Raw genomic sequence first — 25,616 nt, forward strand, 5'->3', positions numbered from 1 at the left:
AGAATGTAATTCACTATTCTAACTTAATAACACAATTAAGTTTTATTCTCTATTTGGATTACCTTTAAGTACCATATAAATCAAACCGACAAAAATGGCAAAAGCACCACCTAAGCTACTCACGCAGAAATACAGAATACGGTCAGAAGTGTCGAGGTTAAACAATCCATTGGCAAGAATATAGCGCATGAACAACCACTGGACGATCGCAAAAACAATTACAACAAGACCACGACGGCGGACTTCAGGACGCATAGCCATAAGGTTGCTCATCTATCAACATAAAAACAGCGGCTATTATGCCACTGACGAGAATTGATCTCAAATGAATAAAAATAATCTACTGTAAGCCCATATAAATTCACACAAATATTTAATTTTGCACTTTCAATTACTAAGTGTTTTTGCTGAAAATTAGGTTATTGGTTACTTGCGATAAACATTTACATTGCCAAAACAATTTCTAAACCGCTTATATGACCAGATGTACTGCTCAGGCGCGAGCTGAATTATCTCTTGCATCGCAAGATTCAAACAGTCGACAGATTGCTGTAAATCTTTTGAAAGAATCGTTTGGGGTAATTCGGTGCAATGTACATCAAAACTTGATAATTCGGGATTCCGGATACAGCTTAATCCAATCACATTACATTGGGTCTTGGCTGCCATTTTAGAGACCAGCGTTGCTGATAATGTGCTTTGTTGAAAGAAGTGAGAATAAATACCGCCTGATGCTTTGGGTAAGTGATCAGGTAAAACCACAGTAAGACCACCTTGCTTAAGATGTTTAAAAATCTGACGGATACCTATTTCATTTGTCGGTACTAAGGTGGCATTAAAGTTTTGACGTGCATCCAAAATATAGCGATTCACGCCTTTGATTTTGTCAGGTTTATACATAATCATGGGTTGCGTATAAACATTTAGCCAGGCATTTAACAGTTCCCAACACCCGAAATGAGGAATGACCACAATCACACCTTTTTGATTGGTCAAGGCTTTTTCTAATAGATCTGCACCATGGATATTCTTGAGTAAGTCGAGGCTATATTGAGGTGGCATTCCCCAGCACTTCACAAATTCGATATAGGTCATACATTGGCTTTGAATGCTCAGACGAATACGTTTATTTAAGGCTTGTTCATTTGATTCAGGATATGCCAATCGAAGATTAATTGTTGTAATTCGTTTGATGGAGGAGTTTGTATGAAAGAGCAGATAGGCCGCCCAACGCGCAATTCTTTGTAAAAAGGACAAAGGGAAAATTGCGATAAATTTAAGTATTAAATAAATAGCCATATTTTGACTCAAGAATCTTTCTGAAAAGATATGGTGAGAGAAAATTTTGCAAAGAGACTTAAAAATCTAAGATAGATAAAATCAAAAAAAGATGAGCATCTTAAGAACAAAATGAACTTTTGAATAGAGTATTAGGGCAAGAACCACTGCAGCAAAATATAGACTATCGTTGCTTACTCTAAGCGGGATAGGGTGAAAATTCAAAAGGAAATTTACAAAATGATTGCTAAAGGTGAAATTTTCAAAAATGCTGTTCAGTTAAAAATGAAAAAACCCTGCACGGGGCAGGGTTTTAAGTGAAGTTAAAGCTTAAGCTTCTTTAGCTTCAGCTTTTTGTTTTTCACGTAGGCGGATGCCTAAGTCACGCAATTGGTTTGCTTCAACTGGAGCAGGTGCTTGAGTCAATGGACATTCAGCAGTCTTAGTTTTCGGGAATGCAATTACATCACGAATTGAAGAAGCACCCGTCATCAACATGATCAAGCGGTCAAGACCGAATGCCAAACCACCGTGCGGAGGTGCACCGTAACGTAATGCATTTAATAAGAAGCTGAATTTCTCTTCTGCTTCTTCTTCACCAATACCAAGTGCTTCAAAAATTGCTTTTTGCATTTCTAAAGTATAGATACGCAGTGAACCACCACCGATTTCAGTCCCGTTAAGAACCATATCGTAAGCTACTGAAAGCGCAGCACCTGGGTTGTTCTTCACTTCTTCAACACTAGATTTAGGTAGTGTGAATGGGTGATGTACAGAGGTCCATTTGCCATCATCAGTTTCTTCGAACATTGGGAAGTCAACCACCCAAAGCGGAGCCCACTCGCAAGTTGCAAGCTTCATGTCATGACCGATCTTCACACGAAGTGCGCCCATCGCATCATTTACAACTTTCGCTTTGTCTGCACCGAAGAATACGATGTCGCCATTTTCAGCACCAACACGCTTCAATAGATCAAGTACGATTGGCTCGATGAACTTCACGATTGGAGATTGTAGACCTTCAATGCCTTTTTCAAGTTCGTTGACTTTGATGTAAGCCAAACCTTTCGCACCGTAGATCCCTACGAATTTGGTGTATTCGTCGATCGCACTACGTGGAAGAGAACCCGCACCTGGTACGCGAAGCGCAACAATACGACCTTTCGGATCTTTAGCAGGACCCGCGAAGACTTTGAACTCAACGTCTTGCATGAGGTCTGCAACGTCAACCAATTTCAACGGAATACGCATATCTGGTTTGTCAGATGCATAGTCACGCATCGCATCTGCATAAGTCATACGCTCAAATTTATCGAATTTCACATTCAATAATTCGTTGAACATTTTAACTGTTAAGCCTTCCATTAAATCCATGATGTCATCGTCACTCATGAACGATGTTTCAACGTCGATTTGGGTAAATTCAGGCTGACGGTCTGCACGCAAGTCTTCGTCACGGAAACATTTCGCGATTTGGTAATAACGATCAATACCACCCACCATCAACAACTGTTTGAACAATTGTGGTGATTGTGGCAAAGCGTAGAAGCTACCATTTGAAACACGGCTTGGCACTAAATAGTCACGTGCACCTTCTGGGGTTGCACGCGTTAAAATTGGTGTTTCAACGTCCAAGAAACCATGATCTTCAAAGTAGTGACGGATCAAGTTGGTCACTTTAGAACGGAAGCGTAAACGATCTAACATTTCAGGGCGACGAATGTCCAAGAAACGGTATTTCAAACGAATTTCTTCAGAAATATTGGTGTTTTCGTCATTGAGTGGGAATGGAGGCGTTTCAGAAGCGGCAAGAACTTCAATTTCTTTACCTAAAACTTCAATTTGACCACTCACCATATTGGCATTTTCAGTACCCGCATAACGACGGCGGACACGGCCAGTAATTTTTAATACGAATTCAGAACGCGCTTTGTCTGCTGTAGCGAAAGCTTCTGGAGTATCTGGATCGATAACTACTTGCACAAGACCATCACGGTCGCGCATATCAAGGAAGATGACACCACCGTGGTCACGGCGACGGTGTACCCAACCGCAGAGGGTAACTGTTTCATCAATTTGAGCTTCGGTTAAAGAACCGCAGTAATGAGTTCGCATCATGGCGTTAAAAATCCAACTATATGGCTAAAGGTAGCGAATACGTAAACAGCGTACCGCCAGAAATAAAGGTAGGATTATGCCTCGTTGAAGATTTTGCTACAAGGACTAGAACCAAATTCCTCCCAATTTCAGCCTATTTCGATGGAAAATTCGGGTAAAAAATATTATTCAAAATGTTGTTTATGATCTAAAAACAGAAACAGCGTACAGCCCAGACTGAAGGTCAGCAGTGCAGCTTGGCTAAATTCATTGATACTTCGCGCTGTAAAATAATACAGGTTGGACATCCACAGCTCTTGGGTGAAATAGCGCGCATAATCCCAAACCGAATAACACCCCAACAGTAAGGTTAACGCAAGTAAGCTCCAGGCATAAATTTTAATGTTAGGAGCGACAGTTTGGCTTTGTCTAAATTGTTGATAGTAGCGTGCGCACATCCAAAATAAGATGGGTAAAGCCACAGCAGAAGTACCGATTTGCAGAACTAGATGCACGGGAAAGCTGTGTCCGAACAGCATTATGCTTTGACTTAGAAAATCATGAAAAGCGAAGGTTCTAAAATCGACATGCGTCAGTCCATCCCAAATTAGATGGGTGCTTACGCCCAATAGAATGGCGAGTACCACACCTACAGCAAAGCCAAGTATGTGGCTAAAGCGATTAAGCACTAACGGATCTTTTAGCCCCAAGAAACGATACAACACAGGGCGATAGAGTGCATACCAGAACAGACAAAAAATCAGTCCAATCCATAAATTCGGTTCAATCAAAGCACTCCACAAATGGGTTTTCCCTCCGTCATGTTGGGTAAATAAACGGATTAGGTCAGGTGTCATACAGCCAATCGCAAGTGCGGCAATGGGTAAGCGACCTTGAGTCAGTTTGGAGAGTGGCGGGGCAAGGACCGCATGGGACAGGGTAAATGGCATGGCATCTGGTATTTAAAAATTTTTATGAATTATTGGGAATAGTTCGTCCTTATTTAGTGTAAAGCACCAAGTGGATAATTTTTGTTTTTTATTGCAAATTAATCGTAATGTTATATTATAACAATTAATAAATTCCACCAGACCTTTTCTGACTCATGCTATTTCATAAGAATTTACTTTCAGTTGCGATTCTTTCAGTCATCGCGCCTTCTGTATTTGCACAAGATAATGAATCTACGCAAAAATTAGAAACTATTCAAGTAACAGCACATCCGCTAGTACAAAGTGCTGCAGACTTTGCTGTAGCAGACCATGTGGTCGATCACAAACAATTGGCTGAACGTGGTGCAACTATTGGTGATGCACTGGCAGATGAATTGGGAGTGTATTCAAATCAGTTTGGGGCAGGTTCAAGCCGACCTGTCATTCGTGGACAAGAGGGTGCACGTGTCAAAGTACTGGAACATGCTTCAGAAACAGCTGATGTCTCGACTTTATCGCCAGACCATGCAGTTACAGTCGATCCGATTTTAGCCAAGCAAGTGGAACTGATTCGTGGTCCATCGACCTTACTCTATAGTGCAGGTACGGTTGGTGGATTGATCAACGTCACAGACAATAAGATCCCGACGCAAATGCCAGAAAAGGGTTATGAAGGACAAATCGGGTTGCGTTATAACTCTGGCAATGATGAAAAGCTTGCAAGTGCTGGGGCTACCGTTGCGCTGGGTGATCAGGTGGCATTGCGTGTGGAAGGGCTAAAACGTAAAGCCAATAATTATATTGCCCCTGATTATGTGCACGAACATGAGGGTGAACTGGAAAAAGAACGCCGCGTTGACAATACTTTTGCCGATGGGCAAACCGTGAACGTCGGTTTATCTTGGATTCATGAGCGTGGTTTTACCGGAATTTCTTATAGTAATCGTCAAGATCAGTATGGCTTGCCAGGGCATAGCCATGAATATGAAAGTTGTCATCCGCATGATGATCATTTGCACTGTGATGGGAGCGATAATCATGGGCATACAGATGAACATGATCACTCAGGGCATGCACATGAGGAAGAAGAGGCTCATGGTGGTCCGTGGGTCGATTTAAAATCAGAACGTTATGATTTTCGCACCGAACTGAATAACCCATTTAAGGGCTTTGAAAAACTGCGTGCGCATGCCAGTTATACCGACTACAAGCATGATGAGATTGAAGAAGGCGTAGCCGCAACCACATTTAAAAGTCAGGGTTATGATGCACGTTTAGAGTTGCTGCATAACCCGCTGGGGGCTTGGGAAGGGGTGATTGGTACTCAGTTTGCACGTCAAAAACTCGATATTACCGGGGAAGAGTCCTTATTTGCAGGACCAAGCACGACGGATAAATGGAGTTTGTTTGCTTTAGAGCATACGCAGTGGAAGGATGTGCATTTCGAGCTAGCCACACGTTTTGACCAGCAAAGCATTGATATTGATTCACCGCAAAAAGATTATGATGATCATGCCATTTCATACTCAGGTGCAGCCAACTGGGCATTTGCGCCTGACTATAAATTGTCATTGGTGGCATCACATCAAGAACGCTTGCCTTTGGCGCAAGAACTCTATGCCAACGGTAAACATTTGGCGACCAATACCTATGAACGTGGCAATGAAGATCTAGACGTCGAAAAATCAAATAACCTTGAATTAGGTTTGCACTACGAAACGGATCGATTTGACTATCATGTGCATGTTTACCATAACTGGTTCGATTCTTATATTTATGCACAAACCGCAGACCAGTATGAAAACTTCCGTTTAGTGGATTACACCCAAGATAAAGCCAAGTTTTATGGCACCGAAGCACAAGCATCTTATCAACTGAATGACCTGTATAAGCTCAGTGTGTTTGGGGATTATGTTCGCGGTAAAATTGACAACGAAAATGCACCCCGGGTACCCGCAGGTCGTTTAGGCAGTAAAGTGGATGTCGATTTTGCCGATGGCTGGTCTGGTTTAGCCGAGTATTATCACGTATTTAAACAAGACAAGATCACGGCTTATGAGCAAGAAACAGCAGGCTATAATATGGTCAATCTTGGGGTTGCCTATGCAGCACCAGCCATTGCAGACACCAATTATCGCGTGTATTTCAAAGCGAATAACCTGCTAGATGAACAGGTTTATCAGCATGCATCCTTCCTGGCCAATATTCCACAAATGGGGCGTAATTTCACGGTGGGCTTGGAATTTGGTTTCTAAGTGTTGCTCGGCTTTTGGAATTGAATCAAGACCTTGTCACAGAAAGCCTCTTGAAAATTAAGTGTAGAAAACCTAGCCTGAGACTATTGGGTTAGGTTTTTTCTTATGCGTATTCTCCGAAAAGTTCATTATCAATTAAATTGGTCACCACGACGATATGTTGCGGTATTTATGGGTTTATTGGCACTGGGCTATTTTGCTTCAGGCATTTATCACGCGGTGAAACCAATACCCGAAGGTCTGAACTACACCGGTAAATTGCGCCATGCCCAAGTCAAATTCTTAGCCGATCAGACTTATTTAACGCCTGATGGCAAACAGCAGCAACAGCATGTGATTTTCAATGAAATGCTGAAGATGATTGAGGAGGCGAAAACCACGATTGTGTTGGATATGTTTTTATTCAATACAGAGGTGGGTGAGTCTAAAATTCAGCAACAGGCTTTAACACAGCAATTAACGGATGCCTTGATTTCCAAACATCGTCAGTATCCAGAGATGGACATCAAATTCATTACCGATCCGATTAACTCTGTTTATGGTGGATTGGCACCTGAACACTATCGTCAATTGCGTCAGGCTGGAATAGATGTAATTGAAACAGACTTGCGTCCATTACGGGCCTCAAATCCGACTTGGTCAGGTTTCTGGTATCTGTGCTGTCAGGATACAGGCAATAACCCAGAAAAAGGCTGGTTGCCAAATCCATTTGGAAATGATCCGATTACCTTACGCAGTTATCTAAATTTATTTAATTTTAAAGCCAATCATCGGAAAACCTTGGTGGTTGATACAGCTGAAGGCTGGAAAACTTTGGTCACTTCCATGAACCCGCATGATGGCAGTTCACGTCATTCCAATGTAGCTTTGGTGGTCACAGGCAATACCGCAATTGACATCTTAAAGACAGAGCAAACGGTTGCGAAAATGTCAGGTACGGAACTTCCGACGGTCATTTTGGGAGAATATGAAGCCGCGAAAACTGAGCCACAAGTGCAAGTTTTGACGGAGCAAGCGATTCTTGACGCCACATTAACATTAATTGATTCAGCAAAAAGACAGGATCAGATTGATTTGGCGATGTTCTATTTGTCTGAACGACAAATTGTTCAGGCATTGCTTGCAGCGCAAGAGCGCGGGGTAAAACTACGGATTTTACTTGATCCGAATAAAGATGCGTTTGGACGTCAGAAAAATGGTATTCCCAACCGTCAGGTGGCATCTGAATTACATCAGGCAGGTGTGCCAGTTCGCTGGTGTAACACCCAAGGTGAGCAATGTCATAGTAAAATGATCATCAAACGCAGTGGCAATGCAAGTGAGCTCATTTTAGGCTCTGCTAATTTCACTGCAAGGAATATCAAAAATTATAATTTGGAAACAGATTTGCGCGTCGTTGGTTCAACTCAGGCGCAAGTATTTCAAGATGCGGATCAGTACTTTAATACCGCGTGGTCAAATTTAGAGGGCAAGCAGATGAGTGTGGACTATGCTCAATATGCAGATGAATCCAATTTGAAATATGCGTTGTATCGCTTTATGGAATGGAGTGGCTTGTCGACGTTTTAATCCCTTCTAGCCTCCCTTTATTATAGGGAGTAAATCCCTTATTTTTATAAGGGATTTGGAGAGGAGAGATTGTTTATACCTCAGGATTTGGCGGAATGATTTGATCCAAATCTTTATCCGTCATGTTATCCAATTCGCGTAGATCAGTTTTAATTTTCCATTTTTCAGCGTCTTCCACAGGGTTCGGTAGACGCGCTTCAAGCCAGTCACAAACCACATCGGGTGGAAAGTCTGGGTGATTACATTGAATGACCCAAGAGAGGAACTGTTTCGCTTCACCATTCATATAAGGGGGTGGAGAAACTGGAAGGAATTGCGTGGGTAAACGTTCATTGGTCGAAATGTAATTTAAAACATGTCCAAGCTCTTGTACCGTTTGCCAAGCCAGTGGGTGGTCGATATTAATCTGGAATTTAAACCACCACGCATGTTGACCATCTGTTCCATAAGAATCGATAAATTCTGGTTGTACACTTGGAACTTTAGAGAAAAATTGATGCAGTCGTTCAAAGCTTAATTCCGCCACAATGTTCAGCCTAATCCATGAAAAGGCTTATTTTAGCATAAAGCGTGAAAAGCAAAATTGAGAATCGAAATGGATGTATGGGGACTACAAATCTTTGCGTAGTCTGCTGTTTTTATCCATGCTTAAATACAAAGATCGGTTAAAATATGAATAAAGACAGTTGGGAGAAGCAGATGACAACCAAATACTATGTTGCAAGCGCTATCGCTATCCTCATGTTGAGTTCAAGTTATGCTTCAGCGGATGCCAATGGTTGGTCAAACTATCAGGGCACCAGTACTAAACGCCCGAACTATCGACCTTATCCACCGCAACCGCCTTATCCTAACCGACCTTATCCGCCACATGATCATCGTCCTCCCCATCATTGGGACCGACCGCATGCAAATGTCAGCATTAATATGCAGGCACCTACTTATACCCAATACAATCATCAAAGTACCAGCTATGTCTTTGGGGATGCCAATTCACGTATAGAAAGTTCAAATTATCGAATTATTAATGATTGGCAGCGTTTAGGGTTACCTGAACCACCACAGAATATGTATTGGATCTTTGAAAATGGTCGCTATGTGTTAGTTCCGAGATAAGAATAGATATCCTTCTTTCGATGTCTGGCTAATGATCACACATGAAAGAAGGAAGAGCATTTAAGCCAATTCATCATCTTCGGGACGTGGGGTTTTACCTAGCGCTAAGGGTTTGTCTTGATGTTTGTCACGCATGACGGACGGGTAGTTCCAAGAGGCAAAGCGCACAACCAAAATTGAAAAGGCAAGAATTAAAATTGAACCCGTAATAATCACCAGATCCATATCGGCTTTATGATCGTGTTGAATATCGGAAATGAGCAGGCGGGTCAGGGCAGTAATCGCTACATAAATCAAAAAGCGTACTGGCATATGGTTGGTTTTAAAGTAAATACCGACCATGGCACCCAATTCCAAATAGATAAATAACAACAGAATATCGTCAATGGTGGCATATTGTTTGATGGTAAGAATTTCAATGACGGTATGTACCGCAGACCATGCCACCATACAGCCAATAATGAAGAGAGCAATGTAGTGAAAGCTTTCTACCGCAAGATTTCCTAAACGGTCGAGGAGGGTTTCAATTTTGGCAACTTTGGGTTCACGTTCTGACATGTTCTACCTCCTATACTCGAAATAACAATGCATTCAATTGAATAAATATGATGGGATGCAATTTGGAAAATATTCATTACAGCGAGAAGCTGTTTATAAATTTATATTCACTATTCTCTATATTTTAATTTCTGATTTTATTCAATGCTTATTTATTTTTTTATTCTAAAAGTTTAAATCAATCACTTTTTAACAATAATTATAATTAAATGACGATTTTGGTCACACTATTTTGATTTTTTTGATAATTACTTCAACAAGTTATATTATGATCAGCAAAGTTTTATCTAAGAAATATTAATAAATGCTGAAGCTAGGGTGGCGAATGAAATCATCATTGGGGTTTACTTTAATCGAATTAATGATTGTTGTAGCAATTATTGCAATTTTTGCAGCTATTGCTATACCGAGCTATTCAAGATACATCGTGGCAAGCCATAGAACAGAAGCACAAGCAGCAATGCTCACTTTAGCTCAATTCTTAGAAAGCAAATACAACGCTTCATTTAGTTATCCTGCAGTTGCGGACATTCCTACAGCATTGAAATCACCTGCAAATGTAACAACCTACTATACCTTTTCAATCAATGTAGCCAATTCCTCTCAGACCTATACGATTACAGCAACACCTACAAATGCGCAGTCGGATTCTTTATGCGGGACATTAACATTAAAAGAAGATGGGGCTAAAACACCAACCACATCTGGGTGCTGGAAATGAAAACAATAAAAGGATTTACCTTGGTCGAACTGATGGTCACCATTGCTGTACTCGCTATCATTGCGACTTTAGCCGCACCTAATTTAAGCCAAATCTTAAAAAATACCAAAGTGAAAACCAGTAGTGGCGATATTTTTAATTTCCTTCAGCAAGCGCGAACCGAAGCGGTGCGACTAGGAAAAACAGTCACCATTTGTGGAAGTGTAGATGGTACGACGTGTTCAACTGCAAATAAAACCAATTGGTCAACAGGGCTCATTGCAAAATCCTCTGCTTCCTCTACGCCTATACAGAAACTAACATTTGAGAATTCACAACTTTTTATTACCGCACCTGAAACAATTTCATTTAATCCAGTGGGGTCGACGAATGCTGAACATGCAATCAGCGTAACCATTGCGGGTGCAGATACTTATTCAGTCTGTGTTGAAGTTATTGGCAGAGCATTCAAAAGTAAAACAGGGTGCTAAATCATGAATAAAATAAATGCTCAACAAGGTTTTGTGCTCTTCGAAGCACTCATCGCAATGTTTATTACCGCAGGTGTGTTGTTAGGACTTGGTATCCTGCATTTGAAGTCTATGCAGCAAAGTGCACTTACAACTCAAAGAACGATCGCTACCATTCAAGCCAATGATTTGGTTGATCGTATGTGGGCGAGTGTTTGCTCCTTAGATAATAGTTCTGGGCAAGTGTCATCAAGCAATATTAATGCGCTGAAAGCACAATGGCAAAACCGCTGGAAGGTTACGGGGAACACCAGTAGTTTTGTTCAGGGTTTAACCGCAAATCAGAAAGCTTTACATAGCCGTATGAATGCTTGGTCGGGCAATCTAGAGATAGAGAATACGGCTAAGCGACGTTATAAAATCACCATTGAATGGGAAAACAAAAAAGCAAAATGGTATGCATTAGATCCATCCCAGAAAGAAACATTTATCTATTATTTTTCAGTACCGAAATGTGAGATTTAATAGAGGACAATTTTATGAAAAGAAAAATATCTATTAATCGATCTTCTCAAGCGGGTATTTCTTTAATTGAGCTTATGGTGGGTTTAACCATTGGGCTGATTATTACGGCAGGGGCTTTAACCATTCTTTTTTCAAATCAGAAGCTGATTCTCGAAAAAGATGTTATGGATCGCTCACAAGAGAATTTTCGTTTTGCATCAATGACCATTACACGACTGGTTAGACAGGCAAATGAACTAGGTATTCCTGCCAATAATAATGAATTGATTGTGACATTTGATCGAACTCAAAGAGACTGTCTGGGGCAATTAAATAACTCATGGATTAATACATTTAAAGTGAATGCGAACAATGAATTACTGTGTGTTTTGAATAATGATGAAAATTTAAGTTATGTGCTTGCCAAAGATATTTCTGAAATTAAATTCTCATATGGCATTCAGAATGGTGTGAGTGCGAATTCTCTAGTCTATCAACCGAGATTCAGTGGCAATAGCAACACGGAAAATACGGCAGTGGTAAATGCGTGGAACACGGTAACCAGTGTTTTAACCCAGATGACGGTTGCTGAGGGCAATGGTAAGCAGCCAACGATTGATTTTATTTCGACTTCACATTTATTGGCATTAACCAAACTGGCATCAAGTGGGGGAACGAGTCACGCCAATCCGTCAAATAATGATTCAAGCAATTCTTCCTCCGGTAGTAGTCAGAATGGAAATGACAGCTCTAATGGTAATAGTAGTGAAGATGGTCCTGAAGAAAATAATGAGAATCCTCCCACTGAAATAGCGACTTGTTCGAGAGATGTGTTTAGCCGAGTTAAAGTCACATATGGAAGTGGGGCTTCATATTGGGCTGATTTATCAGGTACAAATTTTGTGCCAAATAAATCAGTAGTCTCAGTAGATATAAGCCAAGTTAACAACAATACGGATTGGCAGTTAGAATGGAAATACAATACAGGAGTTACTGGAGAGAAACCTTTTTCTAGTTCGTGGACTACTTGGACATCTGATAATTTGCAAGGTAATGAATATGTTGTATTGACGCTTAGATGTAGTGACCAAATTACTAGTTCACTTAAATTTTCGAGATAATGAGTATGAAACAAAAATATCAACAAGGTTCCGTCCTCATTATTACAGTAGTCGTTTTATTCGCTGCGACGATGATTAGTTTATATGCGATGCGCGGCACAGTCATTCAAGATAAGATGACGGCAAATATCAATAATAAAGTAGCGACCAGTAATGCCGCTGAAGATGGAGCCACTCAATTTTTAAATTGGGCGGATAATCGTTTTAAAACATATGGTTGGCCAACCAGTAGTTCGGATAAGAATTCATGGAAGGGTAACTTAACATCTGACCTGATTCCTTACACAGACCCTACCAATGGAGTAAGTGCATCCAATTTACAAAATGGACGCTATTATTGGATTAAAACCGACGCCAATATTACAGGCTGCTCAGTTGCCAATACCAATCCATGTTGGGATGATACTCATCAACAAGTTACCGTACAAATTACTGGTAATTTGATTAAGGGTACAGGTCGTGATACGAAGATCTTGGGTGAAAGTGTTTATCAAGTTAAATTTGCAGCACCACAAGCCGTTCGGTTGCCTGAGTTACCAGCAGCCCTAACACTGGCTGGTGATGTGAGTTCTTTTTCTGGGGCAAATAGTAATGTCTTTAGGATTGATGGTGGTCATAAACTCGCTATTGCTACGGATAGTGTGAATTCGAACAATACTGTTAAAAATGGTATTCCAAACAATCGTAATGATGCAGCTCATTATCCTGGTGGGAGTGCTTGTCCATCTTCTGGAGCTTGTGTTAAGAATACGAACTTGGGTCTATGGGGAGATGCCAATCAAGTGATGGAGCTTGTCAATTCCATCAAAAATGCGCCAGGTGTGACTTATGTTGATGGCAGTGTGAACGGTAGTCTCCCAGCGTGCTCAGGGATTGTGATAATTACAGGAAGTCTGCGTACAAACGGGAATCAATGTTCATTTACAGGCATTCTTCTTGTCTTAGGTGGAAATTATGATGTACGAGGCAATGGCGGCGATTATGTTGGTGCATTGTATGTGGCAAATATTGTATCCAATGGAAGTGGTGGCTACCAGTTCTCTAGCAGTCCGACTCAATTTACGGGTGGTGGGAATATGACCATTACTTATGATTCTAGTTTGATGGATGATTCTGTAAATCCAAGCTATTCAACCAGAACTTCGGTTTTATCTTGGGTGGATGTTCTCTAATCTCAAAGCATTTCATAAAAAAACGCCTGACATTGCAGGCGTTTTTTATACTTAACGATTATGCTTGGCTAGTGAAGTAATCTTCGCTGAAGTTCATGATCAAGTCTGAACCCGCTTTTACTTTCGCAATACGCATATCTAATTCTGGAAGAATGCGTTGTGCGAAGTATTGAGCTAGTGCAAGTTTGTTTTGGAAGAACTCACCATCTTTGTCTTTTGCTGCATTGGCAATACGAGCAAACATGTAAGCAAAGCTTAACAAACCAACTGCATGTAAATAGTCAACTGCTGCTGCATTCGGGAACTCAACATTTTCAGCTGCTTGCGCAAGAACGAATTGAGTCAGATCAGCTACTTCTGTCGCTGCATCTAAAGTTGCATCTTTAATAAAGTTTAAGTCAGCATCTAAGGCATTTGCGAAATCACGAATTTCTTCGATGTATTCAGCAAGGTATGCACCGTTACACTTAATGGTTTTACGACCAATCAAGTCTTGTGATTGAACGCCGTTTGTTCCTTCGTAGATCTGTGCAATACGTAAGTCACGAACACATTGCTCCATACCCCATTCACGGATATAACCATGACCACCGAAGCACATTTGTGCATCTAAAGTCGCTTGGAATGCGGTATCGGTTAAGTATGCTTTTGCAATTGGCGTAAGAAGCGCAACGCGGTCATTGGCTTTCTTCACAGCAGCAGCATCAGTAGAGAACTTGGTGACGTCTAACTGTTGACCTACATAGACTGCAAATGCACGAGAAGCTTCATTATTGGCACGTACGTTGAGCAACATACGACGTACATCGCCATGCACTAAAATGCTGTCCGCTGGTTTGTTTGGAGATTTAACACCAGATGCGCTACGACCTTGTAAACGATCCGTCGCATATTGTGCTGCATTTTGGTAAGCAAATTCAGAAGCACCGAGACCTTGAATACCCATAGACAAACGTTCGTAGTTCATCATTACGAACATTGCTGCAAGACCTTCATTTTCTTTGCCTACGAGGTAACCTTTCGCACCGTCAAAGTTCATCACGCAAGTTGCAGATGCCTTGATCCCCATTTTGTGTTCGATAGAACCAGGACCTGCTGCATTACGCTCGCCCACTGAACCATCTTCATTCACAAGGAATTTCGGTACGATGAATAAAGAAATACCACGTGAACCTGCAGGTGCATCTGGAGTTTTCGCTAACACCAAGTGAATGATGTTTTCAGCTAAGTCGTGGTCACCGCCAGTAATGAAGATTTTAGTCCCAGTAATGTTGTAGCTGCCATCTTCGTTACGTTCAGCTTTAGTTTTGATAATCCCTAAATCAGTACCCGAGTGTGGTTCTGTTAAGCACATGGTGCCCGACCATTCACCTGAGTAGATTTTAGGTAAATAAGTTTCTTTTTGCTCTTGAGATGCATAGCTGTTTAACGCCATACCTGCACCCACTGAAAGCAATGGATAAAGCATGAAAGAAGGGTTGGTTGCAAACAGCATTTCGTCAGAAAGTACAGTCAGCATTTTTGGCATGCCTTGACCGCCCCATTCTTCTTCTGCACCTAAACCAATCCAGCCACCTTGAGCATATTGTTGGAAGGCTTCTTTGAAACCAGCCGGTGTCGTCACTGCGCCATTGTTATAAGTTGCACCTTCTTCATCACCAGTACGGTTCAGCGGAAGTGTTACATTTTGCGCAAATTTCGCCATTTCTTCTAGAATAGCTTCGGCAGTCGCTGCATCTAAATGAGCAAGATTTTCGTTAGATTGCCAGAATTGTTCTGCGTTAAAAACATCGTTTAAGATGAATTTCATATCTGCAAGCGGTGCATTATAAATTGGCATAGTTAGTTCACCTTTGTTGTATACATCATGTGCCGAGTGTGAAATAACACGCGATCACACGTATTATTGATTGAATTAAATTTAGCATTGATTACATAAAAAAAGGACCGTCAAAACCGACCAGTCCTTTTTTCTTAAATTAACATTGCAAGCAACATTAAAGTGTGATTAGAACGCGAAGTGTTCCGCATCTAATGACATTAATGGGTCTACACCACCAGCAATCACTTCAACGTGTGAACGAACACGCGGTAAGATTTTCTTAAAGTAGAAGCGAGCAGTAGTCACTTTTGCATTGTAGAAGTCAACCTCAGTTGTACCTGCAGCAAGAGTTTGCTGAGCTACTAATGCCATTTGTGCCCAAAGGTACGCAAGCGTTACATAACCTGAGAAGTACAGGTAATCAACTGCCGCAGCACCCACTTCATCTGGGTTTTGCATTGCGCGCATACCAATTTGCATGGTGAGGTCGCCCCATTCTTTGTTGAGTGCAGCCAATGGCTCAACAAATTCTTGCATTGCTGCATTGTCTTTGTTGGCTTCGCAGAATTTGTGAATAATCTTGGTGAAGTCTTTCAACATTGCACCTTGAGTACCCAAAACTTTACGACCTAACAAGTCCAAAGCTTGAATTTCTGTTGTACCTTCATATAAGCAGGCGATACGGGTATCACGAACAATTTGTTCCATACCATGTTCAGAAATAAAGCCGTGACCACCAAACACTTGTACGCCGTGTTTAGCCGATTCAGAACCTGTTTCAGTTAAGAATGCTTTTGCAATCGGAGTAAGCAACGACAAAATATTGTCAGAGTTTTTACGCTCTTCTTCAGTAGCACCTTGCTCAACGATATCGGCATGGAAAGACAATAAGTAAACCAATGCGCGACCTGCCTCAGCAAAAGATTTTTGCGTTAACAGCATGTTGCGTACAGCTGGGTGAACGATAATTGGATCTGCTTCTTTTTCAGGTGCTTTAGGACCAGAAAGCGAACGCATCGCTAAACGGTCTTTCGCGTAGGCAAGCGCACCTTGGAATGCACCTTCAGATGCAGCAATTCCTTGAACTGCTGTACCGATACGTGCAGTGTTCATGAAGGTGAACATACAGTTTAGACCGCGGTTTTCAGGTCCAATCAAGTAACCTTTTGCGTTGTCAAAGTTGATGACACAGGTTGCGTTACCGTGAATACCCATTTTGTGTTCGATTGAACCACAACGCACTGCATTACGCTCACCCACAGTACCATCAGCATTTAAGTTGAATTTTGGTACGATGAATAAAGAAATGCCTTTAGTGCCTTTTGGTGCACCTGGAAGGCGTGCAAGAACGATGTGAATAATGTTCTCTGCCATGTCGTGCTCACCAGCAGAGATAAAGATTTTCTCGCCAGTAATTGCATAGCTACCGTCAGCATTTGGTTCAGCTTTGGTACGGATAATACCGAGGTCAGAACCTGCATGAGATTCTGTTAAGCACATGGTACCTGTCCAAACACCTGATACAAGGTTTGGTAAGTAAGCATCTTTTTGTTCTGGTGAACCGTGGTGTTCTAAAGTACGCACTGCACCATGAGAAAGACCAGGATACATACCCCAAGCCCAGTTCGCAGTACCGACCATTTCAGAAATCACGTTACCTAAAGAAACTGGTAAACCTTGACCGCCATATTGCTCTTCAGCAGAAAGAGAAGGGAAGCCGAGTTCGATATATTTTTGATACGCTTCTTTAAAGCCAGTCGGTGTAGTAACAACACCGTCATTCCAAGTACAGCCTTCTTGGTCGCCGCTTTGGTTGATTGGAGACAATTCGTTTTCACAGAAATCTGCAGCAGCATCTAAATATTGGTCAACCAATTCACGGCTTACGGTTTCTTGGAAAGCAGGTAGTTTTGCATAATGTTGTTCAGCATTTAGTAATTCATGCAAAACGAACTGCATATCACGTAAGGGCGCTTTGTATTGTGGCATGTCGGTTTTCCTCAATACTGGTTTCAACCAGCGTTATAATCCTAATAAACATGGTGACGTGCCTTCAATGACACGTTTTTAAGTACAAGTTAATCGTGCAACATCTTGTTATAAGGTACAAGCTCTTGCCCCCCATTTCTTAGTGACTGTAAAGTCAAAAAAAGGTGGCTTGAATTTTCTAAGTGCATTGAGTGTAAACGTTTTTATGTTTTTTTTGATGATACAAATAGTCAAAAAACGTAAAAAGTTATATCCCTTATTTAGGCATAAAAAAAGACGCTTACGGCGTCTTTTTTGTTGTAAATCTGCTTATGCAGCTGGAAGCGGAGCAATTTTTGCTGCTGGCGCTGAATTTCACTGCGGTTGGATTGGAAAGAAGCGTACTGAACATTTACCTGAAAGCGTTTGTTCGCCCGCTTTAATCTGAACGGCTTTGCCGTCAGCTTGACCTTTACATGCAGTTTCAACCGCTTGTTGGAAGGCTTGCTTTTCTTTTAAACGTTGATCGAACTGTTGCACCATCTGTTGACGTTGAGCATCTGTCAGTTTTTCGCCACGTTGTGGGTGCATCATGCCTTCATCACCTTGCATTGGATGTTGACTCATACGCATGCCATGACCGCGTTTTTGATCAGGTTGGAACACGATCTTACATTGACCATCAATCGTTTGGGTACCTGATTTAATCTGAACAGTTTGTCCAGCTGTTTTGCCGTCACAGGCTTGTTTCATCTGTTTGAACATTTCTTTGTGTTCTGCGCGCATTTTTTCATGTTCAGCACGCTGTTCAGGAGAGAGGCGTTCACCATGACGACCATCCATCATACGGTGTGGCTGATCTTGTGGCTCAGGTGATGATTGGCAAGCTGTTAAAGCACCTACACTTAAAACGCCACAAGTGGTTAATACAATTTTTTTCGTCAAGTTCATAATTAGTTACCCCAGCGCGCTATTTTTCATTTGTGCTTAAAGATTAAATAATAAAGATGAAGAAACAATGGAGGGTTTTTTGAAAATAGGTTGGTTACAATAGCCCTAACAAAATAACAACTGAGCACCCCTGTTGAATACCCGACGTGTCCCGATTGCACTACGCCTCTTCTTGACTGTATTGCTCACCACCTTAGTGATTATCACGCTAAGTTTGGGGGTGTTGCATTGGACCATGCAAAAAAACTTCACCAGATATGTTGCAGATGTTGAAATGCAAAAGCTGGATCATCTAATTGGTAATTTGGCGAGCGTTTACTCAGTTTATCATGACTGGGGCAATGCGATACAGGCACAAATTTTACAGATTGAAGGACAGGCAGATCCTGATGATTATGATCGTTTGTCACATTGGTGGTTACGTCGACAGTATGATATTGCCTTACAACAGCGCTATTTTGACGAACACACCTTGGTAAATATGTCGCCGACTTTGGCACCAGCAGATCAGGGTAAACCTTTATTAGATCAAGAGGAATTACGTTGGTTAGAGTTAAACCTACCTTCGGAATATCAGCCTTTTGAGGGTTTGAAATTTCCATTAAAGTCAAATGAAAATGCATTTCGTCCGCCTGATCGTAAAGAAGGGCAGAATAAATTAAAAGAGAAGAATCAAAAGAAACAGTTTATCTCGATGCCTGACCGACTAGGTTTAAGTTCACGTTTATCTTTATATGACGCCAAGCGACAATTTGTGGTGGGTGAACCGTCTTCAGATCAGATTTCGTATCGCCCCATTATTGTTGGTGAAAAAGTGGTGGGATATCTGGGCTTAAAACCTGTGCTTGATCAGGATGATGCTCTAAGTATCAATTTCTTTAGTAATCAAAAGCGCTATTTGTTCTTGGTTTATGGCTTGACCATTTTGGCGAGTCTGATTGCGGCATTATTGTTGGCGACCTATTTCAAGAAGCCGATTCAGCGCTTGTTGAACGGTACGCGTGAACTGACCCAAGGTAACTACCAACATCAAGTCAAAATTAACCGTAATGATGAATTGGGCGATTTATCTAATGAATTAAATCGACTGGCTGAAATTCTGGATCAACACGAAACTTCGCGTCGTCAGTGGGTGGCGGATACCTCGCATGAATTAAAAACGCCTTTGGCTGTTTTGCAAGCGCAAATTGAAGCCATGCAGGATGGGATTCGTAAAGCGACCCCAGAGCATTTGGATGCCATGATGCGTCAGGTCAGCAGCCTGAAAAAATTAACTCAAGATTTGGCAGATTTGGCACAGGCAGATGCACAGCAATTGAAGTGTTATTTCAATGCCATTAATCCATGGGATGTGGTTGTACAAGAAATTGAAAACTTCAAGCCAAAGTTTGAACAGGCAAATCTTAAAGTGAGCGTGCAGGGTGATGCTCCTGTCTTACAATTAGATACAGACCGATTTAAGCAAATTGTGGTGAACTTACTCAGCAACAGTATTCGCTATACCGAGCAAGGCGGAGAAATCCAGATTCATACTGAGCAAACGGCTACAGAGTGGAGTTTGTATGTGGATGACAGTCCTTACGGTTTAAGTGATGAACAGTTACGTCGTTTAGGTGAACGTTTTTATCGTGTAGATGATTCGCGTACTCGAAGCACAGGTGGCACAGGACTTGGTCTGGCACTTTCCTGTAAGATTGCTCAGGCACTCGGTGGACGTTTGAGTTTTGAACATTCGCCTTTGGGTGGGTTGCGTTGCAAACTCACTTTTCCCAAATAAATGAAAGCATAAAGGAAATATTCATGAAGCATATTATGCTGGTTGAAGATGAAGTTGAACTGGCTCAATTGGTCCGTGATTATCTAGAAGCAGCTGGTTTTGAAGTCAGTATGTTCCATGATGGTCAAGAAGCTTATGACAGCTTTATGCAGCGCAAACCCAGTCTCATGATTCTGGACTTAATGGTACCGCGTATGGATGGTTTAACCATGTGCCGTAAGGTGCGGGAACAGTCGGATTTACCCATTATTATGGTGACTGCACGGACAGAAGAAATTGATCGTGTGTTGGGGTTGAACATGGGTGCAGATGATTATGTCTGCAAGCCGTTTAGCCCGAAAGAATTGGTGGCTCGTGTGCAAGCGGTGTTGCGTCGATTAGACCGTAAAGCTGAGCCTGAAGAAAATAGCCTGTTTCGTATAGATAAAGCGCAACAACGTATTTGGTATCAACAAAAGACACTCAACTTAACCCCAACAGAATTCCGCTTGTTGGAGTTGTTCTTGGAACACGTGGGGCAGGTTTATTCACGCGTGCAATTACTGGATCATATTAACCCAGACAGTTTTGATGTGGCTGACCGTGTGATTGATAGTCATATCAAGAACTTACGTCGAAAAATATCAGATGCAGCAGAGACTGGAAATCGTCATGAATGGATTCAAGCCGTCTATGGCGTGGGCTATCGTTTCGAGTATCCAGAAGATTAAAGCTTATCGTTAAAAGTAGTTTTCCTGTGGATAACCACAACGTTATCCACAGAATATGTGGATAACCACGCTGAGTAAATCGACAGATTTTATGATGAACAACTGACCATCACTTCAGGTACATCACTCGGTAAAGGACCTAAGTCTTCAGTACGTTCCAGATCAGGTTGTTGAGTAAAAGGCTGACTGAGTAATTTAAACAGTCGATCAACTTCTGAAAAGTCATTGCGTTCAGCCAGCTCAATCGCACGCTGTGCCATATGATTACGTAAGATGTAGCGTGGATTGGTATCTTGCATGGCTTGATCTAATTCAACTTGGTCTTGATGTTCCCGAATCGATTGGTATTGCTGCAAGAATTGTTCGAACTGACGTCGATCGAGGCAGTCATCTAAGAGCAATTCATATTCTTTATTTTGTAGTCGAATAAAGCTTTGGGTGTAATCCAGTTGTTCAGATTGTAAGATGCGTAAAAACAACATGCCGCAATCAAAACTGTCTTTATGGAAATTAGGTAAGCCCATTTTCTGACTTAAGCCTAAGCGGTAATGTTCAAGGAAAGTCGGTTCATAATGACTTAAACACGCGGCCAAATCTTCCTTCCATTGCTCTTTATCATAACCTTCAGGCAATAACGGGGTTAAATTATTGAGCCACATCCACAAGTTCCAATGCCCAATACTCGGTTGCTGTTGGTAGGTATAACGTCCTTGATAGTCAGAATGGTTGTTGATCCAGTTGGGACGGAAGCGTTCCATAAAGCCGTAAGGACCAAAATCTAAGGTCGAACCTGTAATATTCAGGTTGTCTGTATTCATGACACCATGTGCAAAACCGACCAATTGCCATTTGGCAATCATGATGGCAGTGCGTTGCACAACCTGAGTTGCAAAAGCCAAGATAGGTTGTTCAGCGTGTAGACATTCAGGATAGTGCCATTCAATATATTTTTGCGTAAAGTCAGCCAACAGGTCTGGTTGGTACTGATTAATCCACTCAAAATGTCCCAGACGAATATGGCAGTCGGATGTCCTGAGGAGCATCGCACCGAGTTCTAATTTTTCACGTTGGACGCCCTGTGTAGAAGAGGTAAAACCCACGGCATTGCTGGACGAAATGCCAAGTGCATTTAAGGCATGACCAGCTAAATATTCACGAATCACAGAACGTAGTACTGCGCGGCCATCGCCCATACGTGAATAAGGCGTTTGACCTGCACCCTTTAAATGCAAATCAATGGTTTGTTGTTTTTGATCCAAGATTTGTGCAATCAGTAAACCGCGACCATCACCAAGTTGTCCTGCCCATTGCCCAAATTGATGTCCTGCATAAACCATGGCAAGCGGAGTAAATTCAGCAAAGGTTTTTTGCCCGCTACAGATTTCTACCCATGCCGCTTGTTCTTCGGCAGTCCATTGTAACTCCTCAGCCAAAGCTTGATTGAAATGCCCAGCTTTTGCGCCGACAAGTGGTAGTGGCATTTGCTGATGGTAGAGTTTCGGATTGAGGCTAGGGTAGCGCGAATTGAAAAGCATGGTCTTGGATCAGATGGTTGAACTCAGCCCACTATAGCAAAACCATGTCCTAAAAATGAATAAAGCTTCCATAAGGAAGCTTTATTCGAGTATTTCTGAATAAGAGTCTTATTCAGAAACCGCATTTTTTTTGATGTTACGCATCAAGATTTTCAACGTTTCACGGTGATGACCTAAACGTTGTTCCACCAGCTGGAAGTCCATTTTTAATTTATGGTCCATTTGGTTAATCTTTTCAGCTACAGACGCTTTCTTGGCTTGAATTTCCTGTTCTTTCAGTTTTGCCCAGTCATTCAAGGTTTGTGTGAAGGCATCATACTCTTGTGCAATGCGTGCTTTGGCAGCGCTGAGATCTTCACTCATATTGAGACCATGAACTTCTAGATCTTGTTCGGCATATTTAAACTTCATCGCAAGTTCAGCTTTCTTAATGTTAAAGCTTGGAATACGACGTAGATTCTTGGCTAAGCCTACCTTTGAGCATGACCAAATCAACCATTTGGTTGGGTCATATTGCCACCATTTCACGCCGTTACGGTAATCGTATTGGAAAATATGGTGGTAGTTGTGGTAGCCCTCACCCCAAGTTGCAATAGCAAGCAAGAAGTTGTCACGTGCAGTATTTTCATCTGTATACGGACGTTTACCCCACATATGGCAAAGTGAGTTAATGAAGAACGTCACGTGATGGCTGAGGATTAAACGGACTAATCCACCCAATAACAACACGCCCCACATATCACCTACAGCCCAACCAATCGGTAATAAAATACCGGTATGCACCAAGATTACCAATGGGACATAGTATTTATGTTGGAACATGACCAACTTGTCATTGAGCAAGTCTGGCGCATTTTTATAATTTGGCTCTGCTGCTGGATAATCACGTAACATCCACCCGATGTGGGCAAACCAAAAGCCCTTATTAATTGAATACGGGTCTTTTTCTACATCATCCACATGGCGGTGATGGGTGCGGTGGCCAGAAGACCAGAATAAAATACTGTTCTGAACCGCAAAAGTACCCATAATCATTAAAATGATTTTTAAAGGTAAAGTCGCCTCATAAGCACGGTGTGCCCATAAGCGATGATAACCCGCAGTAATACCTAAACTGCTTACACCCAATAACACAATCATGCTGACCCACGCGCTTGCGCTAAAATCATGATTGATGGCATACAGGGGAAGTGCGATAACCGCAACAATAGGTAAAAAAACTAGGGCAAAAATTGCAACCCAGTTGATTGGGGCTTGAGGTAGGGGAGGATTCATCTCCAACAGCACTCCTAGAAACCTTGGACAGGTTAAAATTGAGAACTTAAACCACTACAAACTGTAAGGATTAAGATTCTGGCATATTAGCATGAGCAACATTTGTACTCTAGCATTATTGTACAGTTGTATTGTACTAAACAGTAACAGAATAAGACTATGCCATGATTGAATTTATCGTAATCAATCGGCTATTTTTATTGGTTGCTCGATATATTTCTATCGTACTTTAGGTCAACTAGCATCTTCGTTTCAAGTTCGTCAAAACTTTGCTCCGTATAAGAGTACATTCTTAGTTCATATTAAGCTGTTGAAGCATCAATTTTGGAAAGTCGGTAATTAAGCCGTCGATGCCGCAGGTTTGTAGATGTTTGGCGCGTTCGACATCATTTACTGTCCAGACACTCACTTTTAATCCCGCTGCTTGCGTGGCTTGAATCAAGGTATCCGTTGCCAATTGATTCATCCAACCGATACGGCAACAGCCAAATGCTAAAGCCTGCTCGATGGCTAGTTCTTGAATGTCATCTTCAATCAAAAGTCCTCGCTTAAAGTGTGAGTCTGATTGTTGTAAGGCTTGATGAATTTTCAAATCAAAACTGGTGATGACGGCATTGTGTTCAAATCCCGTTAAAGCGTGTTGCAAGCTTTGAATCAGTCTTTCTGCGGCGGTCATATCATTTACAGCTTTAACTTCAACTTCAAGATGCGAAAATTCACGTAGTACCTTAAGGCTTTGCGATAAGGTTGGCGTGACTTGAGGTTGCCAATCCATCCAGATCGCAGCTTGGTTGTAGTGAGTTAAGTCATCAACTGTACAGGTATAAAGTTCTTGGTCAATTGAAGACGTACGCAAAAAGTTATCATCATGCATGACCACCAAGGTGTCATCCTTGAGTTGGCGGACATCAAATTCGACCGCACGAATGCCTAGGTCATGAATATACTGAAATCCAGCTAAGGTATTTTCAGGGGCTTCGCCACGCGCGCCACGATGACCAATGATTTGCATGTTGATCTGCCTTTGTTTTCAGCGTTAATGATTACGGAGTTTTGTGATTTTTCACAATATTGGAACTTTGAGTTCCTTTATGATTTTAATCATTTCATCTTAAAATTGTTTAAAAATAGCAGAATGTGGAAAAATGAGAGAAAAGTTTAGAGCAGCATAATTCACCGAGACTCAATCGAAATGATTCAGCCTCGATTATCTAAATGAATTTTAAATAGTCTCGTTGATATTTTTTTGCCAAAGCACTTCGCTACCGCCTTCGGCACGTTGCAAGGTTCTGGAAGCCACAAAGAGCCAGTCGGAGAGTCGGTTTAATAACTGTAAAGAGCTGGGCTGAATATTTTGATCACGATGATGGACTGACATTAAGCTGCGTTCAGCACGACGGCAAACTGCGCGGGCTTGATGGGCAAAACTGCATGCGAGTGTACCTGAAGGCAGAATAAAGTCTTTGAGCATGGGTAAAGCTTCATTCATGCGATCAATGTCTTGTTCAAGGTATTCAACAGAGATGGGTTGTACCAAGTGATAGTTGGGAATACACACCTCGCCACCCAAATCGAACAGCCAGTGTTGAATCAGGCTTAGACTTTTATCCCATGCGGATTGTTCTGCAATATCACTTTGACTGATTTGCGCGCGGAGTATGCCGATACAGGCATTCAGTTCATCAACATCGCCCAATGCAATAATGCGTAAATCATCTTTAGCGACACGTGAACCATCGCCAAGACCAGTCGTGCCTGAATCACCTGTACGGGTATAAATTTTACTTAAACGGTGGCCCATAACTT

The 25,616-nt window shown here is 41.7% G+C and carries 23 protein-coding genes; 10 read left to right on the forward strand and 13 right to left on the reverse strand.

The annotated features are described in order from the left end of the window. Nucleotides 1-42 precede the first annotated feature (42 nt). From MKI85_RS05865 to MKI85_RS05880, 4 genes are all read right to left on the reverse strand, one after another. A complete protein-coding gene (locus MKI85_RS05865) occupies nucleotides 43-261 on the reverse strand; it encodes a hypothetical protein (RefSeq protein ID WP_241625900.1) in 219 nt (72 codons plus the stop codon). Between the two features lie 165 nt (nucleotides 262-426). Then, on the reverse strand, nucleotides 427-1,299 hold the full coding sequence (locus MKI85_RS05870; protein WP_241625902.1) for a lysophospholipid acyltransferase family protein: 873 nt from the start codon (nucleotides 1,297-1,299) through the stop codon (nucleotides 427-429). A 309-nt stretch (nucleotides 1,300-1,608) separates the two neighbouring features. After that, nucleotides 1,609-3,396, reverse strand: a complete 1,788-nt coding sequence (gene aspS / locus MKI85_RS05875; protein WP_241625904.1) for an aspartate--tRNA ligase — start codon at nucleotides 3,394-3,396, stop codon at nucleotides 1,609-1,611. A 164-nt stretch (nucleotides 3,397-3,560) separates the two neighbouring features. After that, nucleotides 3,561-4,325, reverse strand: a complete 765-nt coding sequence (locus MKI85_RS05880; RefSeq protein ID WP_241625906.1) for a DUF4184 family protein — start codon at nucleotides 4,323-4,325, stop codon at nucleotides 3,561-3,563. Nucleotides 4,326-4,480: 155 nt separating this feature from the next. On the opposite strand from MKI85_RS05880, the gene znuD reads away from it, so the two are divergent. Together znuD and MKI85_RS05890 are read left to right on the forward strand one after the other, a co-directional pair. Next, a complete protein-coding gene (gene znuD / locus MKI85_RS05885) occupies nucleotides 4,481-6,562 on the forward strand; it encodes a zinc piracy TonB-dependent receptor ZnuD (protein WP_241625909.1) in 2,082 nt (693 codons plus the stop codon). Between the two features lie 105 nt (nucleotides 6,563-6,667). After that, nucleotides 6,668-8,131 carry a phospholipase D family protein gene (locus MKI85_RS05890; RefSeq protein ID WP_241625911.1) on the forward strand — a complete coding sequence of 488 codons (1,464 nt, stop codon included), beginning with the start codon at nucleotides 6,668-6,670 and terminating at the stop codon, nucleotides 8,129-8,131. A 73-nt stretch (nucleotides 8,132-8,204) separates the two neighbouring features. Here MKI85_RS05890 and MKI85_RS05895 read toward each other — a convergent pair whose 3' ends face one another. Beyond that, nucleotides 8,205-8,657, reverse strand: a complete 453-nt coding sequence (locus MKI85_RS05895; RefSeq protein ID WP_241625912.1) for a hypothetical protein — start codon at nucleotides 8,655-8,657, stop codon at nucleotides 8,205-8,207. 173 nt (nucleotides 8,658-8,830) lie between these two features. Between MKI85_RS05895 and MKI85_RS05900 the strand changes: the two genes are divergently transcribed. Next, nucleotides 8,831-9,247: an RcnB family protein gene (locus tag MKI85_RS05900; RefSeq protein ID WP_241625914.1), complete on the forward strand. Its 417-nt coding sequence runs from the start codon at nucleotides 8,831-8,833 to the stop codon at nucleotides 9,245-9,247. A gap of 60 nt (nucleotides 9,248-9,307) precedes the next feature. Here MKI85_RS05900 and MKI85_RS05905 read toward each other — a convergent pair whose 3' ends face one another. After that, nucleotides 9,308-9,805 (reverse strand): phosphate-starvation-inducible protein PsiE, encoded by a 498-nt coding sequence (locus MKI85_RS05905; protein ID WP_241625916.1) that lies wholly within the window; start codon nucleotides 9,803-9,805, stop codon nucleotides 9,308-9,310. Nucleotides 9,806-10,130: 325 nt separating this feature from the next. Between MKI85_RS05905 and MKI85_RS05910 the strand changes: the two genes are divergently transcribed. The 5 genes from MKI85_RS05910 to MKI85_RS05930 all read left to right on the forward strand — a co-directional run bounded on the left by MKI85_RS05910 (nucleotide 10,131) and on the right by MKI85_RS05930 (nucleotide 13,772). After that, complete coding sequence (locus tag MKI85_RS05910; RefSeq protein ID WP_241625918.1) at nucleotides 10,131-10,526, forward strand: type IV pilin protein; 396 nt, start codon at nucleotides 10,131-10,133, stop codon at nucleotides 10,524-10,526. Then, on the forward strand, nucleotides 10,523-10,996 hold the full coding sequence (locus tag MKI85_RS05915) for a GspH/FimT family pseudopilin (RefSeq protein ID WP_241625920.1): 474 nt from the start codon (nucleotides 10,523-10,525) through the stop codon (nucleotides 10,994-10,996). Before MKI85_RS05910 ends, MKI85_RS05915 begins: the two co-directional genes overlap by 4 nt. A gap of 3 nt (nucleotides 10,997-10,999) precedes the next feature. Beyond that, entirely contained in the window at nucleotides 11,000-11,500 is a 501-nt protein-coding gene (locus MKI85_RS05920; RefSeq protein WP_241625922.1) for a type IV pilus modification PilV family protein, read from the forward strand. A gap of 14 nt (nucleotides 11,501-11,514) precedes the next feature. After that, entirely contained in the window at nucleotides 11,515-12,600 is a 1,086-nt protein-coding gene (locus MKI85_RS05925; RefSeq protein WP_241625924.1) for a PilW family protein, read from the forward strand. Nucleotides 12,601-12,671: 71 nt separating this feature from the next. Continuing rightward, nucleotides 12,672-13,772, forward strand: coding sequence for a hypothetical protein (locus MKI85_RS05930; protein WP_241625926.1), 1,101 nt, complete (start codon nucleotides 12,672-12,674; stop codon nucleotides 13,770-13,772). Between the two features lie 58 nt (nucleotides 13,773-13,830). Here the strand turns inward: MKI85_RS05930 and MKI85_RS05935 are convergent, their stop codons facing one another. The 3 genes from MKI85_RS05935 to MKI85_RS05945 form a co-directional block, all read right to left on the reverse strand. Next, complete coding sequence (locus MKI85_RS05935; protein WP_241625927.1) at nucleotides 13,831-15,612, reverse strand: acyl-CoA dehydrogenase C-terminal domain-containing protein; 1,782 nt, start codon at nucleotides 15,610-15,612, stop codon at nucleotides 13,831-13,833. A 168-nt stretch (nucleotides 15,613-15,780) separates the two neighbouring features. Beyond that, nucleotides 15,781-17,583 carry an acyl-CoA dehydrogenase C-terminal domain-containing protein gene (locus MKI85_RS05940; protein ID WP_241625929.1) on the reverse strand — a complete coding sequence of 601 codons (1,803 nt, stop codon included), beginning with the start codon at nucleotides 17,581-17,583 and terminating at the stop codon, nucleotides 15,781-15,783. 354 nt (nucleotides 17,584-17,937) lie between these two features. Beyond that, a complete protein-coding gene (locus tag MKI85_RS05945) occupies nucleotides 17,938-18,513 on the reverse strand; it encodes a hypothetical protein (protein ID WP_241625931.1) in 576 nt (191 codons plus the stop codon). Between the two features lie 133 nt (nucleotides 18,514-18,646). Here MKI85_RS05945 and baeS point away from each other — a divergent pair, with 133 nt between their 5' ends. After that, entirely contained in the window at nucleotides 18,647-20,290 is a 1,644-nt protein-coding gene (gene baeS / locus MKI85_RS05950) for a sensor histidine kinase efflux regulator BaeS (RefSeq protein WP_241625933.1), read from the forward strand. A 23-nt stretch (nucleotides 20,291-20,313) separates the two neighbouring features. Continuing rightward, nucleotides 20,314-21,000, forward strand: a complete 687-nt coding sequence (locus tag MKI85_RS05955) for a response regulator (RefSeq protein WP_241625935.1) — start codon at nucleotides 20,314-20,316, stop codon at nucleotides 20,998-21,000. 89 nt (nucleotides 21,001-21,089) lie between these two features. Here the strand turns inward: MKI85_RS05955 and MKI85_RS05960 are convergent, their stop codons facing one another. The 4 genes from MKI85_RS05960 to MKI85_RS05975 all read right to left on the reverse strand — a co-directional run bounded on the left by MKI85_RS05960 (nucleotide 21,090) and on the right by MKI85_RS05975 (nucleotide 25,611). Further along, nucleotides 21,090-22,535 carry a protein adenylyltransferase SelO gene (locus MKI85_RS05960; RefSeq protein WP_241625937.1) on the reverse strand — a complete coding sequence of 482 codons (1,446 nt, stop codon included), beginning with the start codon at nucleotides 22,533-22,535 and terminating at the stop codon, nucleotides 21,090-21,092. Nucleotides 22,536-22,643: 108 nt separating this feature from the next. Further along, on the reverse strand, nucleotides 22,644-23,810 hold the full coding sequence (locus tag MKI85_RS05965) for an acyl-CoA desaturase (RefSeq protein ID WP_241625939.1): 1,167 nt from the start codon (nucleotides 23,808-23,810) through the stop codon (nucleotides 22,644-22,646). A 292-nt stretch (nucleotides 23,811-24,102) separates the two neighbouring features. Beyond that, a complete protein-coding gene (locus MKI85_RS05970) occupies nucleotides 24,103-24,822 on the reverse strand; it encodes a glycerophosphodiester phosphodiesterase (protein WP_241625941.1) in 720 nt (239 codons plus the stop codon). A 210-nt stretch (nucleotides 24,823-25,032) separates the two neighbouring features. Further along, on the reverse strand, nucleotides 25,033-25,611 hold the full coding sequence (locus MKI85_RS05975) for a cob(I)yrinic acid a,c-diamide adenosyltransferase (protein ID WP_241625942.1): 579 nt from the start codon (nucleotides 25,609-25,611) through the stop codon (nucleotides 25,033-25,035). Nucleotides 25,612-25,616 lie beyond the last annotated feature (5 nt).

The organism is Acinetobacter zhairuonensis, assembly GCF_022601715.1.
GTDB lineage: Bacteria > Pseudomonadota > Gammaproteobacteria > Pseudomonadales > Moraxellaceae > Acinetobacter.

Coding starts and splice junctions, on each gene's coding strand:
- MKI85_RS05865 (WP_241625900.1), bottom strand. CDS start 261: ATGGCTATGCGTCCTGAAGTCCGCCGTCGTGGTCTTGTTGTAATTGTT.
- MKI85_RS05870 (WP_241625902.1), bottom strand. CDS start 1,299: ATGGCTATTTATTTAATACTTAAATTTATCGCAATTTTCCCTTTGTCC.
- aspS (WP_241625904.1), bottom strand. CDS start 3,396: ATGATGCGAACTCATTACTGCGGTTCTTTAACCGAAGCTCAAATTGAT.
- MKI85_RS05880 (WP_241625906.1), bottom strand. CDS start 4,325: ATGCCATTTACCCTGTCCCATGCGGTCCTTGCCCCGCCACTCTCCAAA.
- znuD (WP_241625909.1), top strand. CDS start 4,481: ATGCTATTTCATAAGAATTTACTTTCAGTTGCGATTCTTTCAGTCATC.
- MKI85_RS05890 (WP_241625911.1), top strand. CDS start 6,668: ATGCGTATTCTCCGAAAAGTTCATTATCAATTAAATTGGTCACCACGA.
- MKI85_RS05900 (WP_241625914.1), top strand. CDS start 8,831: ATGACAACCAAATACTATGTTGCAAGCGCTATCGCTATCCTCATGTTG.
- MKI85_RS05905 (WP_241625916.1), bottom strand. CDS start 9,805: ATGTCAGAACGTGAACCCAAAGTTGCCAAAATTGAAACCCTCCTCGAC.
- MKI85_RS05910 (WP_241625918.1), top strand. CDS start 10,131: ATGAAATCATCATTGGGGTTTACTTTAATCGAATTAATGATTGTTGTA.
- MKI85_RS05915 (WP_241625920.1), top strand. CDS start 10,523: ATGAAAACAATAAAAGGATTTACCTTGGTCGAACTGATGGTCACCATT.
- MKI85_RS05920 (WP_241625922.1), top strand. CDS start 11,000: ATGAATAAAATAAATGCTCAACAAGGTTTTGTGCTCTTCGAAGCACTC.
- MKI85_RS05925 (WP_241625924.1), top strand. CDS start 11,515: ATGAAAAGAAAAATATCTATTAATCGATCTTCTCAAGCGGGTATTTCT.
- MKI85_RS05930 (WP_241625926.1), top strand. CDS start 12,672: ATGATTAGTTTATATGCGATGCGCGGCACAGTCATTCAAGATAAGATG.
- MKI85_RS05935 (WP_241625927.1), bottom strand. CDS start 15,612: ATGCCAATTTATAATGCACCGCTTGCAGATATGAAATTCATCTTAAAC.
- MKI85_RS05940 (WP_241625929.1), bottom strand. CDS start 17,583: ATGCCACAATACAAAGCGCCCTTACGTGATATGCAGTTCGTTTTGCAT.
- MKI85_RS05945 (WP_241625931.1), bottom strand. CDS start 18,513: ATGAACTTGACGAAAAAAATTGTATTAACCACTTGTGGCGTTTTAAGT.
- MKI85_RS05955 (WP_241625935.1), top strand. CDS start 20,314: ATGAAGCATATTATGCTGGTTGAAGATGAAGTTGAACTGGCTCAATTG.
- MKI85_RS05960 (WP_241625937.1), bottom strand. CDS start 22,535: ATGCTTTTCAATTCGCGCTACCCTAGCCTCAATCCGAAACTCTACCAT.
- MKI85_RS05965 (WP_241625939.1), bottom strand. CDS start 23,810: ATGAATCCTCCCCTACCTCAAGCCCCAATCAACTGGGTTGCAATTTTT.
- MKI85_RS05970 (WP_241625941.1), bottom strand. CDS start 24,822: ATGCAAATCATTGGTCATCGTGGCGCGCGTGGCGAAGCCCCTGAAAAT.
- MKI85_RS05975 (WP_241625942.1), bottom strand. CDS start 25,611: ATGGGCCACCGTTTAAGTAAAATTTATACCCGTACAGGTGATTCAGGC.